17 protein-coding genes are annotated in these 17,590 nt (G+C 62.5%); 6 read left to right on the top strand and 11 right to left on the bottom strand.

Going from position 1 to position 17,590, the window contains the following annotated elements; genetic code table 11:
• Positions 1–155: 155 nt before the first annotated feature.
• Both EOD43_RS19685 and EOD43_RS19680 read left to right on the top strand, forming a co-directional pair.
• A complete protein-coding gene (locus tag EOD43_RS19685; protein ID WP_127745725.1) occupies positions 156–1,193 on the top strand; it encodes an LLM class flavin-dependent oxidoreductase in 1,038 nt (345 codons plus the stop codon).
• 70 nt (positions 1,194–1,263) lie between these two features.
• Positions 1,264–1,689, top strand: coding sequence for a VOC family protein (locus tag EOD43_RS19680; protein ID WP_127745724.1), 426 nt, complete (start codon positions 1,264–1,266; stop codon positions 1,687–1,689).
• Positions 1,690–1,802: 113 nt separating this feature from the next.
• On the opposite strand, the gene EOD43_RS19675 is transcribed toward EOD43_RS19680, so the two are convergent.
• Positions 1,803–4,004 carry an acyl-CoA dehydrogenase family protein gene (locus EOD43_RS19675; protein ID WP_164857358.1) on the bottom strand — a complete coding sequence of 734 codons (2,202 nt, stop codon included), beginning with the start codon at positions 4,002–4,004 and terminating at the stop codon, positions 1,803–1,805.
• 270 nt (positions 4,005–4,274) lie between these two features.
• A complete protein-coding gene (locus EOD43_RS19670; protein WP_127745824.1) occupies positions 4,275–4,706 on the bottom strand; it encodes a DUF488 domain-containing protein in 432 nt (143 codons plus the stop codon).
• A 409-nt stretch (positions 4,707–5,115) separates the two neighbouring features.
• Between EOD43_RS19670 and EOD43_RS24085 the strand changes: the two genes are divergently transcribed.
• Positions 5,116–5,244: a hypothetical protein gene (locus EOD43_RS24085; RefSeq protein ID WP_276318211.1), complete on the top strand. Its 129-nt coding sequence runs from the start codon at positions 5,116–5,118 to the stop codon at positions 5,242–5,244.
• A gap of 22 nt (positions 5,245–5,266) precedes the next feature.
• Positions 5,267–5,602, top strand: coding sequence for a DUF421 domain-containing protein (locus EOD43_RS19665; protein WP_127745722.1), 336 nt, complete (start codon positions 5,267–5,269; stop codon positions 5,600–5,602).
• 101 nt (positions 5,603–5,703) lie between these two features.
• Here EOD43_RS19665 and EOD43_RS19660 read toward each other — a convergent pair whose 3' ends face one another.
• The 9 genes from EOD43_RS19660 to EOD43_RS19620 all read right to left on the bottom strand — a co-directional run bounded on the left by EOD43_RS19660 (position 5,704) and on the right by EOD43_RS19620 (position 16,587).
• Positions 5,704–6,096 carry a PAS domain-containing protein gene (locus tag EOD43_RS19660; protein ID WP_127745721.1) on the bottom strand — a complete coding sequence of 131 codons (393 nt, stop codon included), beginning with the start codon at positions 6,094–6,096 and terminating at the stop codon, positions 5,704–5,706.
• A gap of 249 nt (positions 6,097–6,345) precedes the next feature.
• Positions 6,346–8,067: an N-acyl-D-amino-acid deacylase family protein gene (locus EOD43_RS19655; RefSeq protein WP_127745720.1), complete on the bottom strand. Its 1,722-nt coding sequence runs from the start codon at positions 8,065–8,067 to the stop codon at positions 6,346–6,348.
• A gap of 203 nt (positions 8,068–8,270) precedes the next feature.
• The gene (locus EOD43_RS19650; RefSeq protein WP_240653387.1) at positions 8,271–10,787 is read right to left on the bottom strand and encodes an ATP-binding protein; all 2,517 of its coding nucleotides are present in this window, start codon (positions 10,785–10,787) and stop codon (positions 8,271–8,273) included.
• A gap of 568 nt (positions 10,788–11,355) precedes the next feature.
• Positions 11,356–12,219 carry a hemerythrin domain-containing protein gene (locus tag EOD43_RS19645; protein WP_127745719.1) on the bottom strand — a complete coding sequence of 288 codons (864 nt, stop codon included), beginning with the start codon at positions 12,217–12,219 and terminating at the stop codon, positions 11,356–11,358.
• Positions 12,220–12,598: 379 nt separating this feature from the next.
• Entirely contained in the window at positions 12,599–12,958 is a 360-nt protein-coding gene (locus EOD43_RS19640; RefSeq protein ID WP_164857357.1) for a hypothetical protein, read from the bottom strand.
• 350 nt (positions 12,959–13,308) lie between these two features.
• Positions 13,309–13,596, bottom strand: coding sequence for a hypothetical protein (locus tag EOD43_RS19635; protein ID WP_127745717.1), 288 nt, complete (start codon positions 13,594–13,596; stop codon positions 13,309–13,311).
• 847 nt (positions 13,597–14,443) lie between these two features.
• Positions 14,444–14,896, bottom strand: a complete 453-nt coding sequence (locus EOD43_RS19630; protein ID WP_127745716.1) for a response regulator — start codon at positions 14,894–14,896, stop codon at positions 14,444–14,446.
• Positions 14,893–15,993 carry a PAS domain-containing protein gene (locus EOD43_RS19625; RefSeq protein ID WP_127745715.1) on the bottom strand — a complete coding sequence of 367 codons (1,101 nt, stop codon included), beginning with the start codon at positions 15,991–15,993 and terminating at the stop codon, positions 14,893–14,895. The genes EOD43_RS19630 and EOD43_RS19625 overlap by 4 nt, the downstream gene beginning before the upstream one ends.
• Before the next feature lie 225 nt (positions 15,994–16,218).
• A complete protein-coding gene (locus EOD43_RS19620; protein ID WP_127745714.1) occupies positions 16,219–16,587 on the bottom strand; it encodes a helix-turn-helix domain-containing protein in 369 nt (122 codons plus the stop codon).
• A gap of 208 nt (positions 16,588–16,795) precedes the next feature.
• On the opposite strand from EOD43_RS19620, the gene EOD43_RS19615 reads away from it, so the two are divergent.
• Together EOD43_RS19615 and EOD43_RS19610 are read left to right on the top strand one after the other, a co-directional pair.
• Positions 16,796–17,005, top strand: coding sequence for a hypothetical protein (locus EOD43_RS19615; protein WP_127745713.1), 210 nt, complete (start codon positions 16,796–16,798; stop codon positions 17,003–17,005).
• A gap of 102 nt (positions 17,006–17,107) precedes the next feature.
• Positions 17,108–17,581 carry a sterol desaturase family protein gene (locus EOD43_RS19610; RefSeq protein ID WP_127745712.1) on the top strand — a complete coding sequence of 158 codons (474 nt, stop codon included), beginning with the start codon at positions 17,108–17,110 and terminating at the stop codon, positions 17,579–17,581.
• The last annotated feature ends 9 nt before the right edge of the window (positions 17,582–17,590 follow it).

Here is a 17,590-nt window from a genome sequence, read left to right as displayed (position 1 = left end):
CGATCCCTGCGATCGACCTTTGCGGGCCGCATCGCTTCCGTATCGGGGGAGATGCGCACCGATTTGCTGACCCTTTGCGTCATCGATGCCAGAACAGGACTTTCAGGGGGCCGGGCAAGCGCGGCTGTGGCGCGGTTTCAGATCGAGAGGCTGTGATGAAGTTCTCCACGACCTTGCCCTTTCTCAGAGACCTGTCCTCCCCGGACCCCTATCGTGACACCTTCGAACTGGCCCAGGTCGCCGAAGACGCCGGCTTCGATACGATCACGATCGGACAGCACCATTTCCGCCAGGGCGACCCGTCCGATCCGCTGACAGTGCTCGGCAGCGTTGCCACGCGGACAAGTCGCATCAGGGTGGCAACCGGTATCCTCATCCTCCCGATGCACAATCCGTTGCTGATCGCAGAGCAGGTCGCGACCATTGACCAGCTGTCCGGCGGGCGCATCTCGCTGGGCGTGGGAACAGGCTGGAACCCATTCGAATATGAAGTGCTGGGCGTCCCCTTCAAGGAACGCGGCGCGAGAATGGAGGAGGCGCTCAGGGTACTTCGCCTCCTGTGGGAAAAGGAAAAGGTGAGCTTCGACGGCGCGTTCTACCAATTCCCCGAACTGACCATGTTCCCCCGGCCGATCCAGCGGCCTGGACCTCCGCTCATCGTAGCCGGCGACGTTCCGGTGGCGGTCGACCGCGCCGCGCGCCTGGGCGATATCTGGATGTGCGGCCCGGTCGTCGACCTATCCTATGCCAAGGTGCTGGCGGCGCAATATCGCCAGACGTGCGCGACCCTCAATCGCAAACCGGACTGGATCCTGCGGCGTTATGGGTGGATCAAACCGACCCGAAAGGCGGTCGAGGACGGCGCGCTCCAGCACTATGTCGACGGCGTTCTTGTCCATTGGCGGGAATCATCGAAGGACAAGGATTTTCGTAAGCTTCTCGATCGCCTCGACCAGGGCGAGACCGTTTCTGCAACCGAGATTGCGCATAACCGTCTGGTCTGGGGGTCGCCCGACGATGCGATCGCGCAGATCGAAGGCTTTCGCGATGAGCTGGGGGCAGACCATATCCATATTTCGTTCGGCGCCGGGCTCCATTCTGTTGGACAGGCGAACACGCAATTCGGGAGCGCTGCAGAACTGGCGGAGATGTTTCGCCTGTTCGGGCGAGAGGTTATCTCGGCTTTTCAATAGCGCTTCAGGCGCTGTTCGTCGGCCGGGGTGACGACAGTCCAGCAAGGCCAAAGCGCAGAAAGGAACGGCTTTGCCAATAGGTTTCGCGCATCCGCACATTCGTATCGCCGACATCGCGCGGTCGCTCGACTTCTATTGCAAGCGGCTCGGTCTGGTCGAGATAGCCCGCCTCGTGGAGGCGCATTACACGCTCATCTATCTCGCAGCGCCAGGGGACATCGCCAAGGCGCCGAACGCGCCTGCTCCCATGCTTGAGCTCTCTTATGTGCACGATGGCCCACCGATCACCGATGGAACACGTTTCGGACACATCGCCTTTCATGTCGACGACCTGGGTGAAACGTGCGCGCAACTCGCAAAGGATGGCGTGACGGTGAGCGTTGCGCCGCAACCACAAGGGTTCGCTTATATCGTAACTCCCGACGGCATGACGATCGAGTTGCTGCAGCGCCGACCCGACGCGACTGGCGATCCTTCGCCATCGGTCTTGGGGTAGCGGGCAGGCCCGGGATATCGACCTCAGGCGCTACGAAACGGCTGCCCCAAGGCGCCGGGGATATGCCGCGGCGTTCGACATACTCGCGAGACAGGGCTGTCGAGGCTGCGCAATCACGCTCGGCTTCGCGGCAGTCCGAGCCGGCGTTCGCTCACCATGCTGCGAAGCACTTCGCTCGTTCCGGCATAGATCGTCGTCGCCGTCGAATGCCGGTAGCCTTCCTCGATCACGCCAAGACCGGCGCGACCGCGCACCAGCGAGGCGGGCGCAGTGAGGTCCATGAGGTCGGCGGCGTCGGTGATGTAGGTCTCGGTGATGAAGATCTTGGCCGCCGGGCCATAGGCCAGGTCCGGAAGCTTCTGCGCCGCAACCCAGGCGGTGCGTGCGCCGAGCGCCTCGCCAATGCGCGCATGGGCGTGGGTGCGCGCGATCCGGGCGAGAAGCCGGTCGTCGTCCAGCGCCGGCTTGCCGCCCCGCGTCGCGCTACGCGCCCAGGCGATCGCCTTGCGCGCCATGTCGCGTTGATTGTGATAATAGGACGTCCCGCCCTGTTCCATTTGCAACGCAGCCGCGAGCACCTTCACCCCGCCATTGACCTCGCCCAGCCGATAATGGTCGGGGATGCGAACCTCGCTGTAGAAGGTGGCATTGGTCCGCTCGTCCATGAAGGTGAAGATCGGATGGATTTCAACCCCCGGGGCGTCGAGCGGAACAAGGAACAGCGTCGTGCCCTTATGCTTGGGCAGATCGGGATCGGTGCGCGTGATCAGCAGCGCATAGGATGCCCATTCGGCGCCGCTTGTGAACATCTTCTGCCCGTTGATGATCCAGCCGTCGCCATCGCGCTCGGCCCTGGTCCTGGCCCCGAACACGTCGGAGCCGCCTGATGGTTCGGTATAGCCGAGCGCCGCGGTAATCTCGCCGCGCCCAAGGCGGGGCAGAACCTCATTCTTGAGCTGATCGGTGCCGAACGCCTGGATGATCTGGCCGACCAGATTGCTCGTCCCTTGCGGATTGATCGTCCACGGCATGGTTTCCCACACGTCGAGCGCTGCGCGCGCCGCTTCCGCCGAGGCGTCGCGACCGCCCCAGCGTCTCGGCCAGGCGGGAAACAGCAACCCCGCTTCGCCCATCGCCCTGCTGACACCCCAGTCATGTCCTTCAAAACTGTGATGCGCTTTAGAGCGTAGCTCCGGCGTCAATATATCCTCGAACTTGGCGCGTGTTTCATCGGCAAGCGCCTGCGCATCCGCGGACGGCGCGAAATCCAGGGTCACCGCACCCGGCTCTGGCAGGTGGGCCGGTTCGCCGAGATACAGGCGACGCCCCGCGCGCTCGAGCGCCAGTTCGGGATCGCCCAGCATCAGACCCAGCAACTTGGCGCGGCGATGATAGAGCTGGATGTCATATTCGTTCGACAGGCCGTAGCCCCCGAACACGTGGAGCGAATGCGCGACCGTGCGCGTCGCCGCCTTGTTCACGAACCACCAGAGCTGATCGATGCTCGCGCCCGCCTCGGCGGGATCACCGCCACGAAGGGCGGTCAGGATCCAGCGCAGGAACATGCGCGCTCCGTCTATCTCGACGACGCAGTCGGCCAGTGGATGCGACAGCCCCTGGAAGGTTCCGATGATCTGGCCGAACTGCGTGCGCTCCGACGCATATTCGGCCGCCATCGTCAGCGCCTGGTCCGACAGGCCGATCAGAGCGGCGGACGACAGAAGCTTCCATTCCTCGACCGCGGCGTGAAATGCCGCGACCGCGTCATCGCCTTCGAGCAGGATCACGCGCTCACCATCCGGCTCGAACCAGCCCACAGCACCTGGAGCGATCATCGCAAGCGGCTGCCGCCTGCCCGATTGCACGAACAGGGTGAGGCGCTCATCCTCAAGCGCCACAATCGCGTCGGCGACCGATGCCGCCATGACCATCTGTTCCGTACCGCGTTCAACTGGGGTCAATGCGATTGAGACGAGCTTTTCGCCACGGCCGATGGCCTCGAGCCACCCGGCGGCTTCGGGCGCGCCGCTCCGGGCGATCAGCGCGGTTGCAACGATGATCTCCGCGAGCGGCACAGGCGCCAGACGCCGTCCAGCCTCTTCCAGCAGGATCGTCGCATCGAGCAGGCTCAGTCCGCTGCCGCCGTCCGGCGCACAGACCCGCATCAGCGGGACGCCCAGCTCCGCCAGCATGCGCCACAGATTGGCATCGAAACCATCATGATCCGCCTCGGCCGCGCGCACCCGCGCCGCCGACGACTCGGTTTCGAAGAGCCGCCTGAACATGTCACCAAGCGCGACGCTCTCTTCTGGCAAGCCTAAGTCCATGGCGGGTCCTGTCTCCACTGCGCCGCGCGCGACGGGCGCGCGGCATGAACCAGTCGAGGAGACTGGGCCATTAATCCAGCGGGGTCTCGCTGCACTTCTGCGTGGATGGAGATGCGCGCGAGCGGTGACGGATGCTGCCCGACCGTGCGGCGTTCGTCGATCGCCCCTTCCGGTGAGGGCCGCCTTCGACCAATGATATGGGCGCCGATTACAAGGCTCATCGCTGCCATCGGACGGGACCAAAGCGCGCTGAAATCTTCAGGCGAACAGATCGGTGACCTCGGCTTCGGGGAGGGCCGCTTCGACGAGAAGCGAGCGGTGACAGCCGGCGGGATTTCGCTCGAAGCACAACAGGGCGACAACGCGCTCCGATGCCAGCGAGCGAAGCTGCGCGATCTGCGCCAGCGCCTCGGGTAGCGCAAGCTGTCCCGCATAGATGGTGGCAAGCCGGGCGTGATCATGTTTGCGCGCAGCCTCGCGGCCTTCGGGAGGTGTTCCCAAGGCCTTGAGCCCGAGATAGTCAATTCCCGCTTCCCGTAATCCGGACGCCAGCACATTTTTGGAAAAGCCGGGGCGGCGCGAGAGTGGCACGGCGCGCACGTCCACCAGAAGCTCAACATCTGCCGACCGCAGCGCAGCGATCAGATCTGCCTGGCTCACGCCCTCATAACCGATCGTGAATATGCGCATGGGCATCATATAGGGACAGTTCAGCGCATTGACATGGGGCCGACGAAACCAAGGTTCTGCATCGCAGGGCTGGCTCGGAAACGCCCCGCCTTTCGCTGTTGGGTGTCGATCTTCAAGACAAAGGCATCCTGATCGTAATGCCGCCTGGTTCGCGCCGCCTGATTGGTAGCGGATAAAGACGCGCGGGCTTGTCGATAAGGCGACCTTCGGCGAGCGGCGCGCGACCGGGACAGGCATCCCACCTGCTCTCCTGGCCGAAGTCGACGCCGACGGCGGAGCTCTAATAGGCTTCTTACCCCTGAAGATCCGGGCGAGGCTGGCGCAAGCCAAACCGTCGCAACGTGCGGCCAGGCGATGCGCGATGTCCATTTCGGCGATCCGCGCGTTGGGCGGGCAAAGGAGATGGATCTTGCCCGACTGGTCCGCGATGTTTGTCCCTCAACGCGGGGTTGCGGAGGTCATTTTACGCGGCACCATCATGTATCTGATCTTGTTTCTGGTGATGCGCTTCCTGCTCAAGCGGCAGGGGGCGAGGTGATATCGCCGATCTGATCGTCGTGGTGGCGATCGTTGATGGGGCGCAGCCAGCCTTTAGTGGCGATGCGAAGTCGATCACCGAGAGTACGATCTTTGTGCTGACGATCTTGTTCTGGTCGTGGTTCCTCAACTGGGTGAGCTTCAGATTTGAAAGCCTTAAATGGCTCACCGCCAGCCCGCCGATGACGCTGGTGGAAGACGGCAGACTGTGCAGGGCCAATCTGCGCAAGGCGCTCATGACACGCGAAGAGCTCACGCAGCAGCTGCGCGAGGAGGGGATCGAGAGCCTCGATCGGGTCCATCATGTGATCATGGAAGGCGATGGTCGGATCAGCGTGATCAAGAAAGAGGATGCCTAGCGGGATCGCCTGGCCAGCCGATCCCGCAAGAATGCGCCGGCAATGCCTTCGAAAGCATAGCTCGCGTCGGCCTGCCTCAATCACCTGGCAGCATCCGGGTGTCAGATGGTGCCTGTCGGCCACCGCTCGAACGTCTGGAAAATGGCTGACGTCCGGGATCGTTGGCGCATGATCGCAAGGTCGGGTCCGGTCAGCCAGATCGAACCCAACATGTGGCGCCGCCCCGACACGGATCGGTATGGAGTTGCCAAAGCGTGCGCCCAGACCACCTCGCCCGTGGCGCCGACATAGCGCTTAACGATAGCAAAGCTCACATCCCCTTTCGATCGTACAAAATCTGCAGCGGTGTCGGCTTTGTCGTCCGGGTGGGTGATGGCAAGGATAGACTTGCTGATGAGGCTTTCCCGAGACCTGCCCAGCAAGCCGCAGAAGGCCGGGTCAATGTCGGCGAAGCGTCCATCAAGATCGACCAGTGTCCAGAAAGGCTGTGGCACCGCTCACCTCCTGACACAATCGATCCCAATTTGCCTGTGCGGTCAATATCTATTGGGCGCAGGCGCGCGACCCGCTGGTAGCAAAAAGGGGGTGGCGTCGGCGTGCAGCCTCGCGCCGTGTCGCCGACAGGGCATAGTCGCGGGTGAGCGGATCGACACAATGAAGTGACAGCCCAGGCTTGGCCTTCTCACGAAGCGACCGTCCACGCGCGCGCCCATCGGGGCCGATTTTCGATCGGCAAGCTCGATCTAATGCGGCAGGCCAGGACGCAAAATCTGACCCGGCAGACCGCAATCGGCGACAAGTTCGCCGTCGAGCACGATCGGCACGCCGTTGACGATGGTCGCCTTGATACCCTTCGGTCGGCTCGACCAGCGGGGATCGCCGCCTGGAAAATCATCGGTTATCGCCTTGCGATCGGGGCCGATCGTCTCGGGATCGAAGATCATCAGGTCGGCGGCATATCCTTCCGCGATCAGGCCGCGATCGCGAAAGCCGAGCAGCCTTGCCGGAAACATGGTCAGCTCGCGGATCGCTTCCTCCAGCGTCCACTTGCCCCATTCGCGCACCCACTTCTGGAAGAAATAGGATGAAAACTCGGCATTGTCGTCGCGACCGAGATGCGCGCCCCCGTCGGACGTGCCGATGATCATCTGCGGGTGGCGCGACGCCAGCAATGTTCCGTCGCGCCATTCGTCGGTTTCAGTGTTCCAGACGAACTCGGTCGCGAGATGGTCTGAAAGGGCAAGATCAACCATCACGTCCATTGGCGCACGACCGCGCTCCACCGCGAGGTCGTCGAGCCTGCGGCCCATCGCCCGTGCATCTGCGCTTTGGCTGACGGATACGAGCGAAAAAGCGGGCGGCGGTGTGTTCGATCCCATCGCGGGATCGCGGTTCGGATTTTCCACCGCGTAGCGGATCTCGTCGCGATAGGCGGGGTCGCGCAGCATCGCGATCCGGTCGGCGATGTCGGCGGTCCTGAACAGCCGGTGAAAGGCCGGCACCCCTTCGTACAAGCTCGTCGTGCCGGAAAGGGTGAAGGGTCGATTGAACGGGCGCGAGATCAGCAGCGAGTAGACCGCGGCGCCGCGGTCGCGGCAATGGTCAAGATATTTTCGCGATTCCGGCCAGGTCGCCGTCGGCGCCTCGATCTTGCTGCGCGCGCCAAGCCCCTGGATGATGATCGGCCGCCGGCTTTCCAGCGACAGATCGATCAGCAGTTCGCCATCCGCCTTGGTAAGCCCGCCGATTGCGCTCAAGGGAAGATAGGCAAAGGTGCCTCTGTTCGCCCGGCCAAGCTCGCCGGCCAGCGCGAGCAGTTCGGCGCGCGAGGAAAGGCGGCTGGGAACGGGCCTGTCCTCCATGTCGAGATCGGTTGGCGAGTGCGATGACGATATACCCGCCGCCCCCGCCGCCATCGCGTCGCGCACGAGAGCGCACATCGCCTCGATTTCCGCTTCGGTCGCCTCGCGCTCGGTGCACGCCGACCCCATCACCCAGCGGCGAATGTTGGAATGGCCGATGTAAAAACCTGCATTGACCCCGAGCCTGTTCGTTCGCGCGGCCAGAAAATCGGGGAAGGTCTCGAAATCCCAGTCGATCGCCGCGATCGTCTTTGCGCCAATCTCCTCAACGCGCGTGAAGATCGATCCGATATATGCGCGATCGGAGGCTCTTGTGGGCGCCATCGCAAAGCCGCAATTGCCAGCAACCACGCTCGTCACCCCGTGGAAACAGGATGAGGTCGCGTAGGGCTCGAAGGTGAGCTGGGGATCATAATGGGTGTGTGGATCGACGATGCCCGGGGCGACGACATGCCCGTCGGCATCGATCACGCGCCGCCCTTCGCTCGTGCCGAAGCGCCCGATGCCGACGATACGACCATCATGAATGGCGAGGTCTGCGCGCTGCCGCGACAGGCCCGATCCGTCGATCACCGTGCCGTTCAGGATGACGAGATCGTACATATCCACTCCACCACATCAGCTGCGGCGCGATCGGGGCCCTCAAGGTTGATGCGGTCAAGAGAGCGGCCACTTTTTCCGTTGCGCCGGATCGAAAGCAGCATTGCCCGTGAGGACGAAGACCGGCGTGCCGACGCGATCTTGCGCCCGCGCGCCCTGGCGACGACCAGATACGGTCGTCCTCGACATCAAGCGCCGCATGCCGCCTAGTTCGCTGGCGGGCGGTCCGTCGGGCTGCCAAGCGTGTCGCGGATCTTCTCAGCCAGCGCCTCGACCGCGAATGGCTTGGTCATCATGTCCATGCCCTCGTCGAGAAATCCGGTCCGGACGGTCGCATTTTCGGCGTAGCCCGTAACGAAAAGCACCTTGAGTTCAGGTCTGGTCTGCCGTGCAATCTCGGCCAACTGCCGACCGTTCAGTCCGGGCAGACCGACATCGGTGACGAGCAAATCGATCTGGCGACCGGACTCGAGGATGGGAATAGCGCTCGCAGCATCGACCGCCTCGATCACGCCATAGCCGATCTCGGTGAGGACTTCGGTCACGATCAGCCGAACTGACGGATCGTCCTCCACCACCATGACAAATTCGCCAGCGCCAAGCGGGGTTTGCGATAGCCTGTCGGACCCGACCGGCCTTTCGCCGTGGAAGCGCTGGACAAATAGCTTCACCGTCGTGCCCCGCCCGAGCTCGCTGTCGATCTGCACATGACCGCCGGATTGTTGCGCGAAGCCGTAGATCATCGAAAGGCCCAGGCCCGTGCCCTGGCCGACCGGCTTTGTGGTAAAGAAAGGCTCGAAGACCTTTTCGAGCGTGGATGGCGACATGCCGGATCCGGAATCGGTAACGCTCAGGACAACATAGTCGCCGGCGTCGAGCCCGCCGTGGTCGCGCCCGTCATCGCGTTCGAAATTGGCCGTCTCGACGATCAGCTTGCCGCCTTGTGGCATCGCATCCCGGGCGTTGATGCACAGATTGAGAAGCGCGCTTTCCAGTTGATGCGCGTCGGTCGAAGCCGTCCAGAGATCCGACGCAAGCCGGGTCTCGAACTCGACCTGCTCGCCGAGCGTACGGCGAAGCAGTTCCTCGAGGCCTTCGACCAGCGCGTTGACGTCGATGGCCGTGAGATCAAGCGATTGACGACGGCCGAAAGCAAGGAGCCGCGAGGTGAGCGCAGCGGCCCGCTGCGCCGATGTCATGGCGGCCTCGATATAGCGATCGACCCGATCCATCCTCCCTGTCGCGATGTTTCGCTGTATGAGGTCGAGGCTGCCGATAATCCCGGTCAGCATATTATTGAAGTCGTGCGCGATTCCGCCCGTCAGTTGTCCAACGGCATCCATCTTCTGGCTTTGCCGAAGCGCTTCGTGTGCCGCTTCGAGCTCGGCCTGTCGGGCCTTGGCGTCACTCAGGTCGCGCCCGACCGCCACAAAGTTTGCGCCGTCGGGTTCGGGAGCAACGGTCCATTCAACGCTTTTCCAGCCGCCATCCCTGGTCGCGATGCGGTTCTCAAACCGTGCGGGTTGGCGCGTTTCGGCCATGCGCGCGATCGCGGACAGGGTAGGGGCCTCGTCCTCGGGATGCATGAAGCTGGCATAACCGCGGGTGAGAAGTTCGTTTTCGCTCCAGCCGAGAACCCGCGTCCAGGCAGGGCTGACCGCCGACATCATCCCGCGATAATCGGCCCGCGCCAGCATGTCCTGGGTGAGATCCCAGAGGCGATCGCGCTCGGCACGAGCGCGCTCGACGGCGCCCCTGACCCGCTCCCCGACGTCATGGATCAGCGTCTCTTCGGCTTTGGACCAGATGCGGGGCGTGTCGTTCTGCACCGCCAGCAGACCGACCCATTGCGTTTCTTCGAACAGCACCACGTCCACGAAAGCGCCGACCTCGCGGGAAGCCAGCCCCGCCTTGGCGTCCAGGCTCAGCCGGGCATCCAACTGGACGTCCTGAACGGTTACGGGTGTGCCAATTCTGTAGGCTGCAAGCAGATCGGGCCCGAACGCCTCGAGAGAATGTTCGCCAACGATCGAGCCCACGCGACGCGCATAGTCGCGCTCGACGGTCATGCGCCCGCTGGCGATCTCGGCATAAAAGACGCGGCTGGCATCGAGCCAGTTTCCCAGGCGTTCCGCAGCCAGGCTCATGATCTCGGCCGGGGTGGACAGCGCCCGGAGATCTTCCGACAGCGTGAACAGGAAATCCGATTTCCGCTCGGCCGCGACACGCTCGGTGGTTTCCGCAAGAAAGCATATGACCCCGGCGGGTATGCCCGTCTCGGCGAGCACCGGCGAATAATCGAGGTCCATCCAGACCTGTTCGGGGGCTCCGTTTCGCAACAGGGTCAGTTCCTGGTCGCGATAGTGCAACGTTCCGCCGGCCAGGACGACGTTCATCACATTGTCGTTGAAATCGGCGACCTCGCCCCAGCCTTCGCGGACGTTCGAGCCGAGCAGGTCGGGATGACGTGCGCCTGCAAAACCCGAATAAGCGTCATTGTACAGCATGACGCCCTCACGCCCCCACAACATCACGATGGGAATACGCGAACGCAGCATGAGCGAGGTCGCGTTGGTGAGGCAGGTCGACCACGCTGCTATCGGTCCAAGCGGCGTATTGGCCCAGTTCTTCGCGGCGATCAGGTCGGCACACCGTCCGCCACCTGCGAGAAACATCGGCCGATCTGAACGGGATGGGGCTGAAGCGGCGAGCGCCGTGGACATCGTGGGCGATCCATCGGGAAATCTGAGCCGACCGCCACCATGGCCTCGTTCGCTCATCGTGATGACACCGTAGCGCAAGAGGGGCGCCCCCGAAACCGACAAACGATTGCATCGCGAACGGCCTGCAACGTCTCGTCGCTAGCATCGCGTGGGGAGCGTCGTGCAAAGCAGGTCGGGCTTGAACCCTGTCGCGATCAAAGCCGCTTTTGCGCGAAGCCGGATATATTGCCCTCAGACGATCGCTGCGCGCTTAGGACGCCCGCGGATCCGGGTGGAGTTCTCGGTGGTGGTCCTGAATCAGGCGCTCTCGCCAGAGAAAACGCACCCCCTAGAGCGACGCGAGCACGACCCACGCGCGAGGCAACCTCCCGCCAAAAACACGCCGCCAGGACCAGACTAGCGGATGGCCGCGCACCGACCACCGGCCTGCTTCGTCCTTGCGCATCGGAGCTCCGCAATCGGCGCAGCGGCTCAGTGCTGGTCCTGCGACGGCGGCGGAAAAGGCGGCCTTCGGCCAATGCCGCCCACCAAGACACGAAAGGGATGTCTTCACCACGATCGCTCAAGCTCAGGCGAGCTTGAAGCCTTCCTTATTGGCAAGAGCGGTGATCGTCTTGTTCTTCTCTTCTCCGAAAGCGGCATGAAGCGGCGGGAAGATCGACTCTTCCTCCTCGCGAATATGCGCCTCCAGGTCAGCGCGGAATGCAGCAATTTTACCAAGGAACCGGCTCGACTTCGGATCGATCGCGTCGAGCTCGTAGAGATGCTGCTTCACATAACCATGATCATGGTTGAGCTTGTCGGCATCAGCCTTATCACCCCACTCGCGCAAGGCGGGGTAAATGACATTTTCCTCGGTGAATGCGTGTTTGGCGAGCGCGTGCTGGAGCTGTGTCAGAAGCATGTTGCGCTTTGCGGGCTCGTTGACCTCGGTCGCCTCGATCGCATCAAAAAGCGATAGCGCCGCCTGATGCTCCAGCTTCACCGCCTCGAACCAGTCGCCCGCCATCACGCTTGGCGCCTGCACCGCGACTTTGCGCCCGAGATTTACCACCAGCCCCGTCACAAGGCCCGCAGCGGCAGCGCCTACCACCACGGCCGTTCGCCCCGTAGCGGCCTTTTTTGTCGCGTCATAGGCTTGGTTCGCCCGGCGTCCGGCCTTGGCAGGGGCCTCAGCAATCCGGCGAAGCGTGGGTGCGGTTCGACGGCTTACATCTTCGCCCAGGGACTTCGCGCTCTCGCTCACAGTCCGAGCGGCCCTCCGCGTCGTCTTCGACGCACGAGCCACGCCCTTTACGACCTTATTGTTCGCGCTCGCCGGCTCAGTCTTCGTAACCGACGAAGTGTCCGCCTTCCGCCGTGTCGCGGCACGTGGCCGCTTTTGCACAGCTGCGTTCGTAGCGGCACCCGTGTGCTGAACATCGTCGGCCATTGTGGATACTCCTCGGTGCGACCTGAATGCGATGATGTCCCGAAACTCGTCGGCCTGCGTGCCGTTCCGGAGGGTAATGCCGCCAGAGGCTATAATCGCCCTAATTTGGATCAAGCGAGCGTAGCCGGGGCGCCGGCGATGCGATCACGTCTAGGCGGCACAACGTCCGCCCCAGTTCCTCTAAGCCCATCGTTATTGAGGGCCCACACGGCCGCGTTCGAAACTGGAACCGCTTATTTGCAAAAGTTCCGGAACCAATTCCACGACAAAGCATTTCGCGCGAGGTGTTCCCTAAAACACGCCAGAACTCGGACCCCGCCGCACCCCAGGCGGGGTCTTTTTCGGGCAGACGGGGAAGGTGCCCAGATCGCCTCGTTTGTCAGCGGCCTGCGGTTACTCGGTTATGCCGTTGCGGGTCGCGGGCGGGCTCGACGGAAGCTTTCGCCGCCAGGGCAATGGAGCGATCAGTCTTCATGTCAGCCAGCGCACTGGGCGCGTCGCGGTCAGACGCGTCGTGCTGATATTCATCATCGGCCAGATCGGCAGCCGTGATCTTGAGAGGTTCGTCCGGTCGCACACGCATCTTGCCCGCAATCCGCCGTACACAGCGTTCGATTGCGGTGCGATGCTCCATGAACAGGCCTGCTGAGTTTTTCTGCTCAGGATTGGGAAAGGCGGCTTCGAGATCGTGGATCGAGATCGTTGCAGATAGCGGCTCGATCCACATCCACAGCGGCACGCGACCCATATCGTCGGTTGCGACAACCCGAAAAACCACTGAGCCCAATCTGCGCGCCTGTCATCGATCGTCGCGACGCCTGCCGCCGCCTCGGCTTAACCGACAGACTGTGAAACCCGATCCATCGCAACGGCGAAAATGTCGAATTTTTCCCAGATAGCGATCCGAACCTGATCACGAACATCGATCCGCCGGGACAGCTATGCTCCGACACACGTAGCCGGCCGAGCATGTATCGGGCGCTATGCCGGTGCGCCGCCAATCGATCGTCTCATCCAGATGAGACTATGATCGCCCGCTCTCATCTCGCGCTACTGCGCCACAATGCTAACAGGGGTGGCAATGGACGCTCAATTCGGCGCGGTCACTTCATCGATGATCAGCGGGCCGAGCGATACCACAAGAGATCGGGTTCCTCGTTTGGTTTGCCAGCGGCCATGCCTAGCCAAGGCTTCGAGAGCTCTCACGGCGCCGAGAATATCGGGGTGACGATCGCGCAGAACCGTCCATGCGACCAGGTCAATGTCAACGAGCAGCGACCCTAGAGCATTCACGGCCTCAAAGCGCATAACATCCCCCACGACCATCCTTATCTGACCGCTGTCGCTGATCTGTACCGGCTCGACCATGTCCGGCATGTGGCTCGGGAGTCGCGCGCCGCACATCCATATAGATCAGTTCCGTGGTGCCGCCGGGACAACACGACGCCAAGGAGCGGCGGAAGGCGCGAACCATGCGAGGCGCCATGATTTGAGGGTGCCAGCCCGGCGATGCTCTGGGCTGCCAGCCTTGCGGCCGCATAGGGTCGTTCTGGACGCGGCTATCAGGTGGTCGAGAGCCCCGAGGACGCTGCGGGCCGGGCTCGCTGGCTGCGATTTTCCTTAGCCGTGAGCCTGGAGATCGTTGCGGTGATGACCACGCGGTGCGCTCGCCAGAGCTAAGCGCAGTCCCTTTCGCGACCGAGTGTCCGACAAAATCTTTGCTCCTGATTTGCGATCGCAGACATTCACTGCGTCGTTCTTTAGATCAAAGCGGCGAGGTCGGTTGTATCGATGGCATCGTCCCGCGCGATAGGCCCATTGCAGAATAGAGCTGGTATGCCGAGACGAAAATCAGAACGGCTTGACCGATTGAGGCGGAAGCTGGGTTTGCCTAGCCCTGGGGCCGCCGACACGGTGCGACCGGAGCTCGCCACCTCCTGGCAAGATCGGCGCGCGTCGGGGGACGACACCCCGGTCCATGTCTTGTCGCCCAATTCCACCGGGCGAATGCGGCGCTTGCGGGCTCAGTCCCGGTCGAAAGGATTTCCTAGGTAGAAGCGAAAGGTCGGCGCCGCGGTCCCGCCGGCCGAGCTGGCACCCGCGTCAAACCGCTGGCATCAAAATGCTTAGCTGCGCGATTCTTCTGATCGCCTCGAACGTGCGACCGAACCTGCATCGCGGCGGCCTTCATCCTGCCGGCGATAACGAGCCGGCAATCCCTAGGTCAACTAACCCAGGTGGCGGCGAATGCGGGTGAGGCGATGAAGCTCGCCGGTTGTGGCGATACGGGCGGCGGATCGCAGACCCCCTCCTCGATATATCGCATAGCGGACATGAGCCCGTTGCGAGAGAAGGGCTTCGGTATCACGCCGTGCGCACCGCAATAGTCCTCGGGGATCTTCTTGGGATTGGCGGTGACGAAAACAATGAATGTGCCGGGCCAGCTGGCCTGGATATGGCGACAGACATCGAGCCCGTTCGTGCCGTGGGCCAGCTGGATGTCAACGAAAGCAAGATCCGGCGCCAGATCGCGCGGCAATTCCTCGACATCAAACAGGGATGCCGCCTCGGCCACAACGCGGTGGCCGCTATCTTCGATCATCGCCTCGATGTCCATCGCAAGGAGCGCTTCATCCTCGACGATCAAAACGTGAAGCGGTGCGAGCGGGCGCTTCATGCGTCTGCCATGGGAAAAGTGACGGTTACAACGGTGCCCGCGCCGCTTGACGCCCATGCGACCTCGGCGGTGGCCTGCTTTGCCAGCCGTTTGACCAGGAGGGTACCCAGCCCTTGAACAGGCGGCATGTCCGCATCAAATCCCGGCCCGTCATCGGCAATGGTGATCCGAGCCCTGTCGTTATCCCGCTTTGCCGACACGGTCAGCGTTCCACCTTGATGCGCATAGGCATGCTTGAGTGCGTTTGTCAGGATTTCGTTGATCATCAGGCCCAATGCCGCAGCGATCGACGACGGCACATTGATCCGGTCGACATCGACGCGCGCTTCAATTTCGACGCGCCCGGCCGCACCCACCACGTCGGCGACAAGATTTTCGGTGAAGGCCCCAATATCGAAAAGATTGACGTCATCGGATTCGTAAAGGCGCCTGTGCACAGTGGCCAGGGCATCGATACGCTCCAGCATTGCCTCGAGCTTGGCGCTGATCTCGGCATTTCCGATCGTGCGGGCCTGAAGCCTGAGCAGCGATCCGATCATCGTCAGATTGTTTTTTACCCGGTGATCGACTTCGTGGAGAAGAACGGTCTTGGCCTCCAGCGCGGCGCTCAGCTGCGCCGTGCGCCGCTCGACCTCCTCTTCCACGATCATCTTCTGCTCGGCGATCACACGTTGCGCTTCGACGCGATCCGTGACGTCGAGCTGCGAGGCGAAAAAGAACTGGATATCATTTGCCTCGCCGCGCACGGGACTGAGGTAAAGAGCGTTCCAGAAGGTCGACCCGTCCTTGCGATAATTGAGCAAGTCGACATCGACATCCCGGCCCGCCTCGATCGCCTCACGCACCTTGCGAACGTCGTTCCGGTCGGTGTCCGGCCCCTGTAGGAAACGACAGTTTCGCCCGATGATCTCGCTGCGCTCATATCCCGTCAGCTGCTGAAAAGCCTTGTTGCAGAAGACGATCGGATTGTCGGGCCGATTTGGATCGGTGATCACCATAGGCATACGCGTCGCGCGAACGGCTGCAGCGAAGGGATCTCCGCGTCCGCGTTCATGCTCGATGTCGTCGGTGAGATGCCAGTCTTTACGCTCGTCCATCCGCATCCCTTTGCCGGTGGCGGAGAAAGCCCTGGCTTGGCTCTATAATGCTAAAGACCGCGGGTCGTTCCGCCGACCCTAATAAAGCCGTGGCGCGCTGCGGCTCTCCGCGCGATCGCGCTGTACATGCCGTCCGGGACCGGGGCGTCGCGGCCTGAAACGGGCGTTGCCCGGACGATATGGGGACAAAAGACGCGTCGTTAAGGCAGGTCCGCCGGCGAGTCCTCAGATGGCCGCCGATCCGATGGCGCGGACCGCTCGCTTTACAGCCTGCTCCCCTTTGGGCGTGATCGCGACACATCGGGACCGACCATCGTGCGGGTCGCGTGCCCGACAAATAAGGCCATCATTTTCAAACTGCTCGAGGCGCCGGAGCATCGCGGTTGCCGACGCCCGGGCACCGTGGGTGAGTTCGCGAACATGAATTTTGCGCCCTGCTTCATGCGCGGTCACGAGACGCGAGATGATCACCGCGCCCAAAGGGTCCGCGATAAATGTCAGCGCATCTGCGTTAAGGAGCCGGGCGAAGGCGTGGAGCGGATCGCTCGCTTGAGTGACGCCAATATCGCCCACGCTGTTCTGCTCAATTTTCATCACACCCGGCCCCCCCCTGCGGCGGGTCTGTCATAACACTGCCATCAAGCGGCACCAGTCCCGGAACCATCCCCAAGCAGTTTGCGCGTCACGACCCTGATTGACATTTCAGTGCGGCAGCGGGCGGGTCTTTGGCAGCCGCGGAAAAAGCGCGCCGGTACGGCGATCAACGTGATACTGGACGATCGTTGACAGCAAAGAGTGACCGATGAGCGCTATACCGTGGCATATTCCCGCAAGACTGCTCGTTGCGGGGCAGGCCCGTTCCGGTCTGACGTTTCTCGATGCGGTCCTCGCCTTTTCAGCCCTCGCACAGGATGATCGCGCGCGCGCCGAACTTCGCTTCGAGGATGAACGTCTGACGGGATCGCTCCGCCATGCCGCGATCGAGGGTTATATCAAACATCTTCCACGATGATGCGGCAGTCCTTCGTCCTGGAGGCGACAAGGGAGCCGGCCGGCATGAACACGGTAGCCCTGACGCCGTGTTTGCTGTAACATCGGGCTTTCGCAGGAACATATGACGTCCCCGATATTGTCTGGCTGCGCGATTGCGCTCGTTACCGTCCTTTTCATGGAGGCGGTGGCCTATGGAGTGCATCGCTATGTCATGCACGGGATCGGCTGGCCGCTTCATCGCTCGCATCATGTCCCCCGTACCGGATTGTTTGAAGCCAATGACCTCTATGGTCTGCTCTTCGCAGGCATGAGCCTTGTTCTGATCCTTGGATCGTCCTGGAGGGAGATGGCATACTGGATCGGGATTGGCATGGCGCTTTACGGTCTGCTCTATGCTCTGCTCCACGATGGACTTGTCCATCGCCGCATCCCCTTTATACGCGCGCCACGGCGCGGCTATCTGCTCCGCCTGATCAAAGCCCACCATATCCATCACGCGGTAAAGACGCGTAAGGGTGCCGTTTCTTTTGGCTTCCTGTACGCCCCGCCTGTCGAGACGCTTGCAAGGCGGGTCCGCAAGCTCCCGCAAAACTAACATGGCCGG

Origin of the sequence: Sphingomonas crocodyli (assembly GCF_004005865.1) — a bacterium.
GTDB classification, from domain to species: domain Bacteria; phylum Pseudomonadota; class Alphaproteobacteria; order Sphingomonadales; family Sphingomonadaceae; genus Rhizorhabdus; species Rhizorhabdus crocodyli.
Note: the sequence above shows the minus strand (reverse complement) of the source record. Positions and strands in the feature narration are given on the sequence as shown.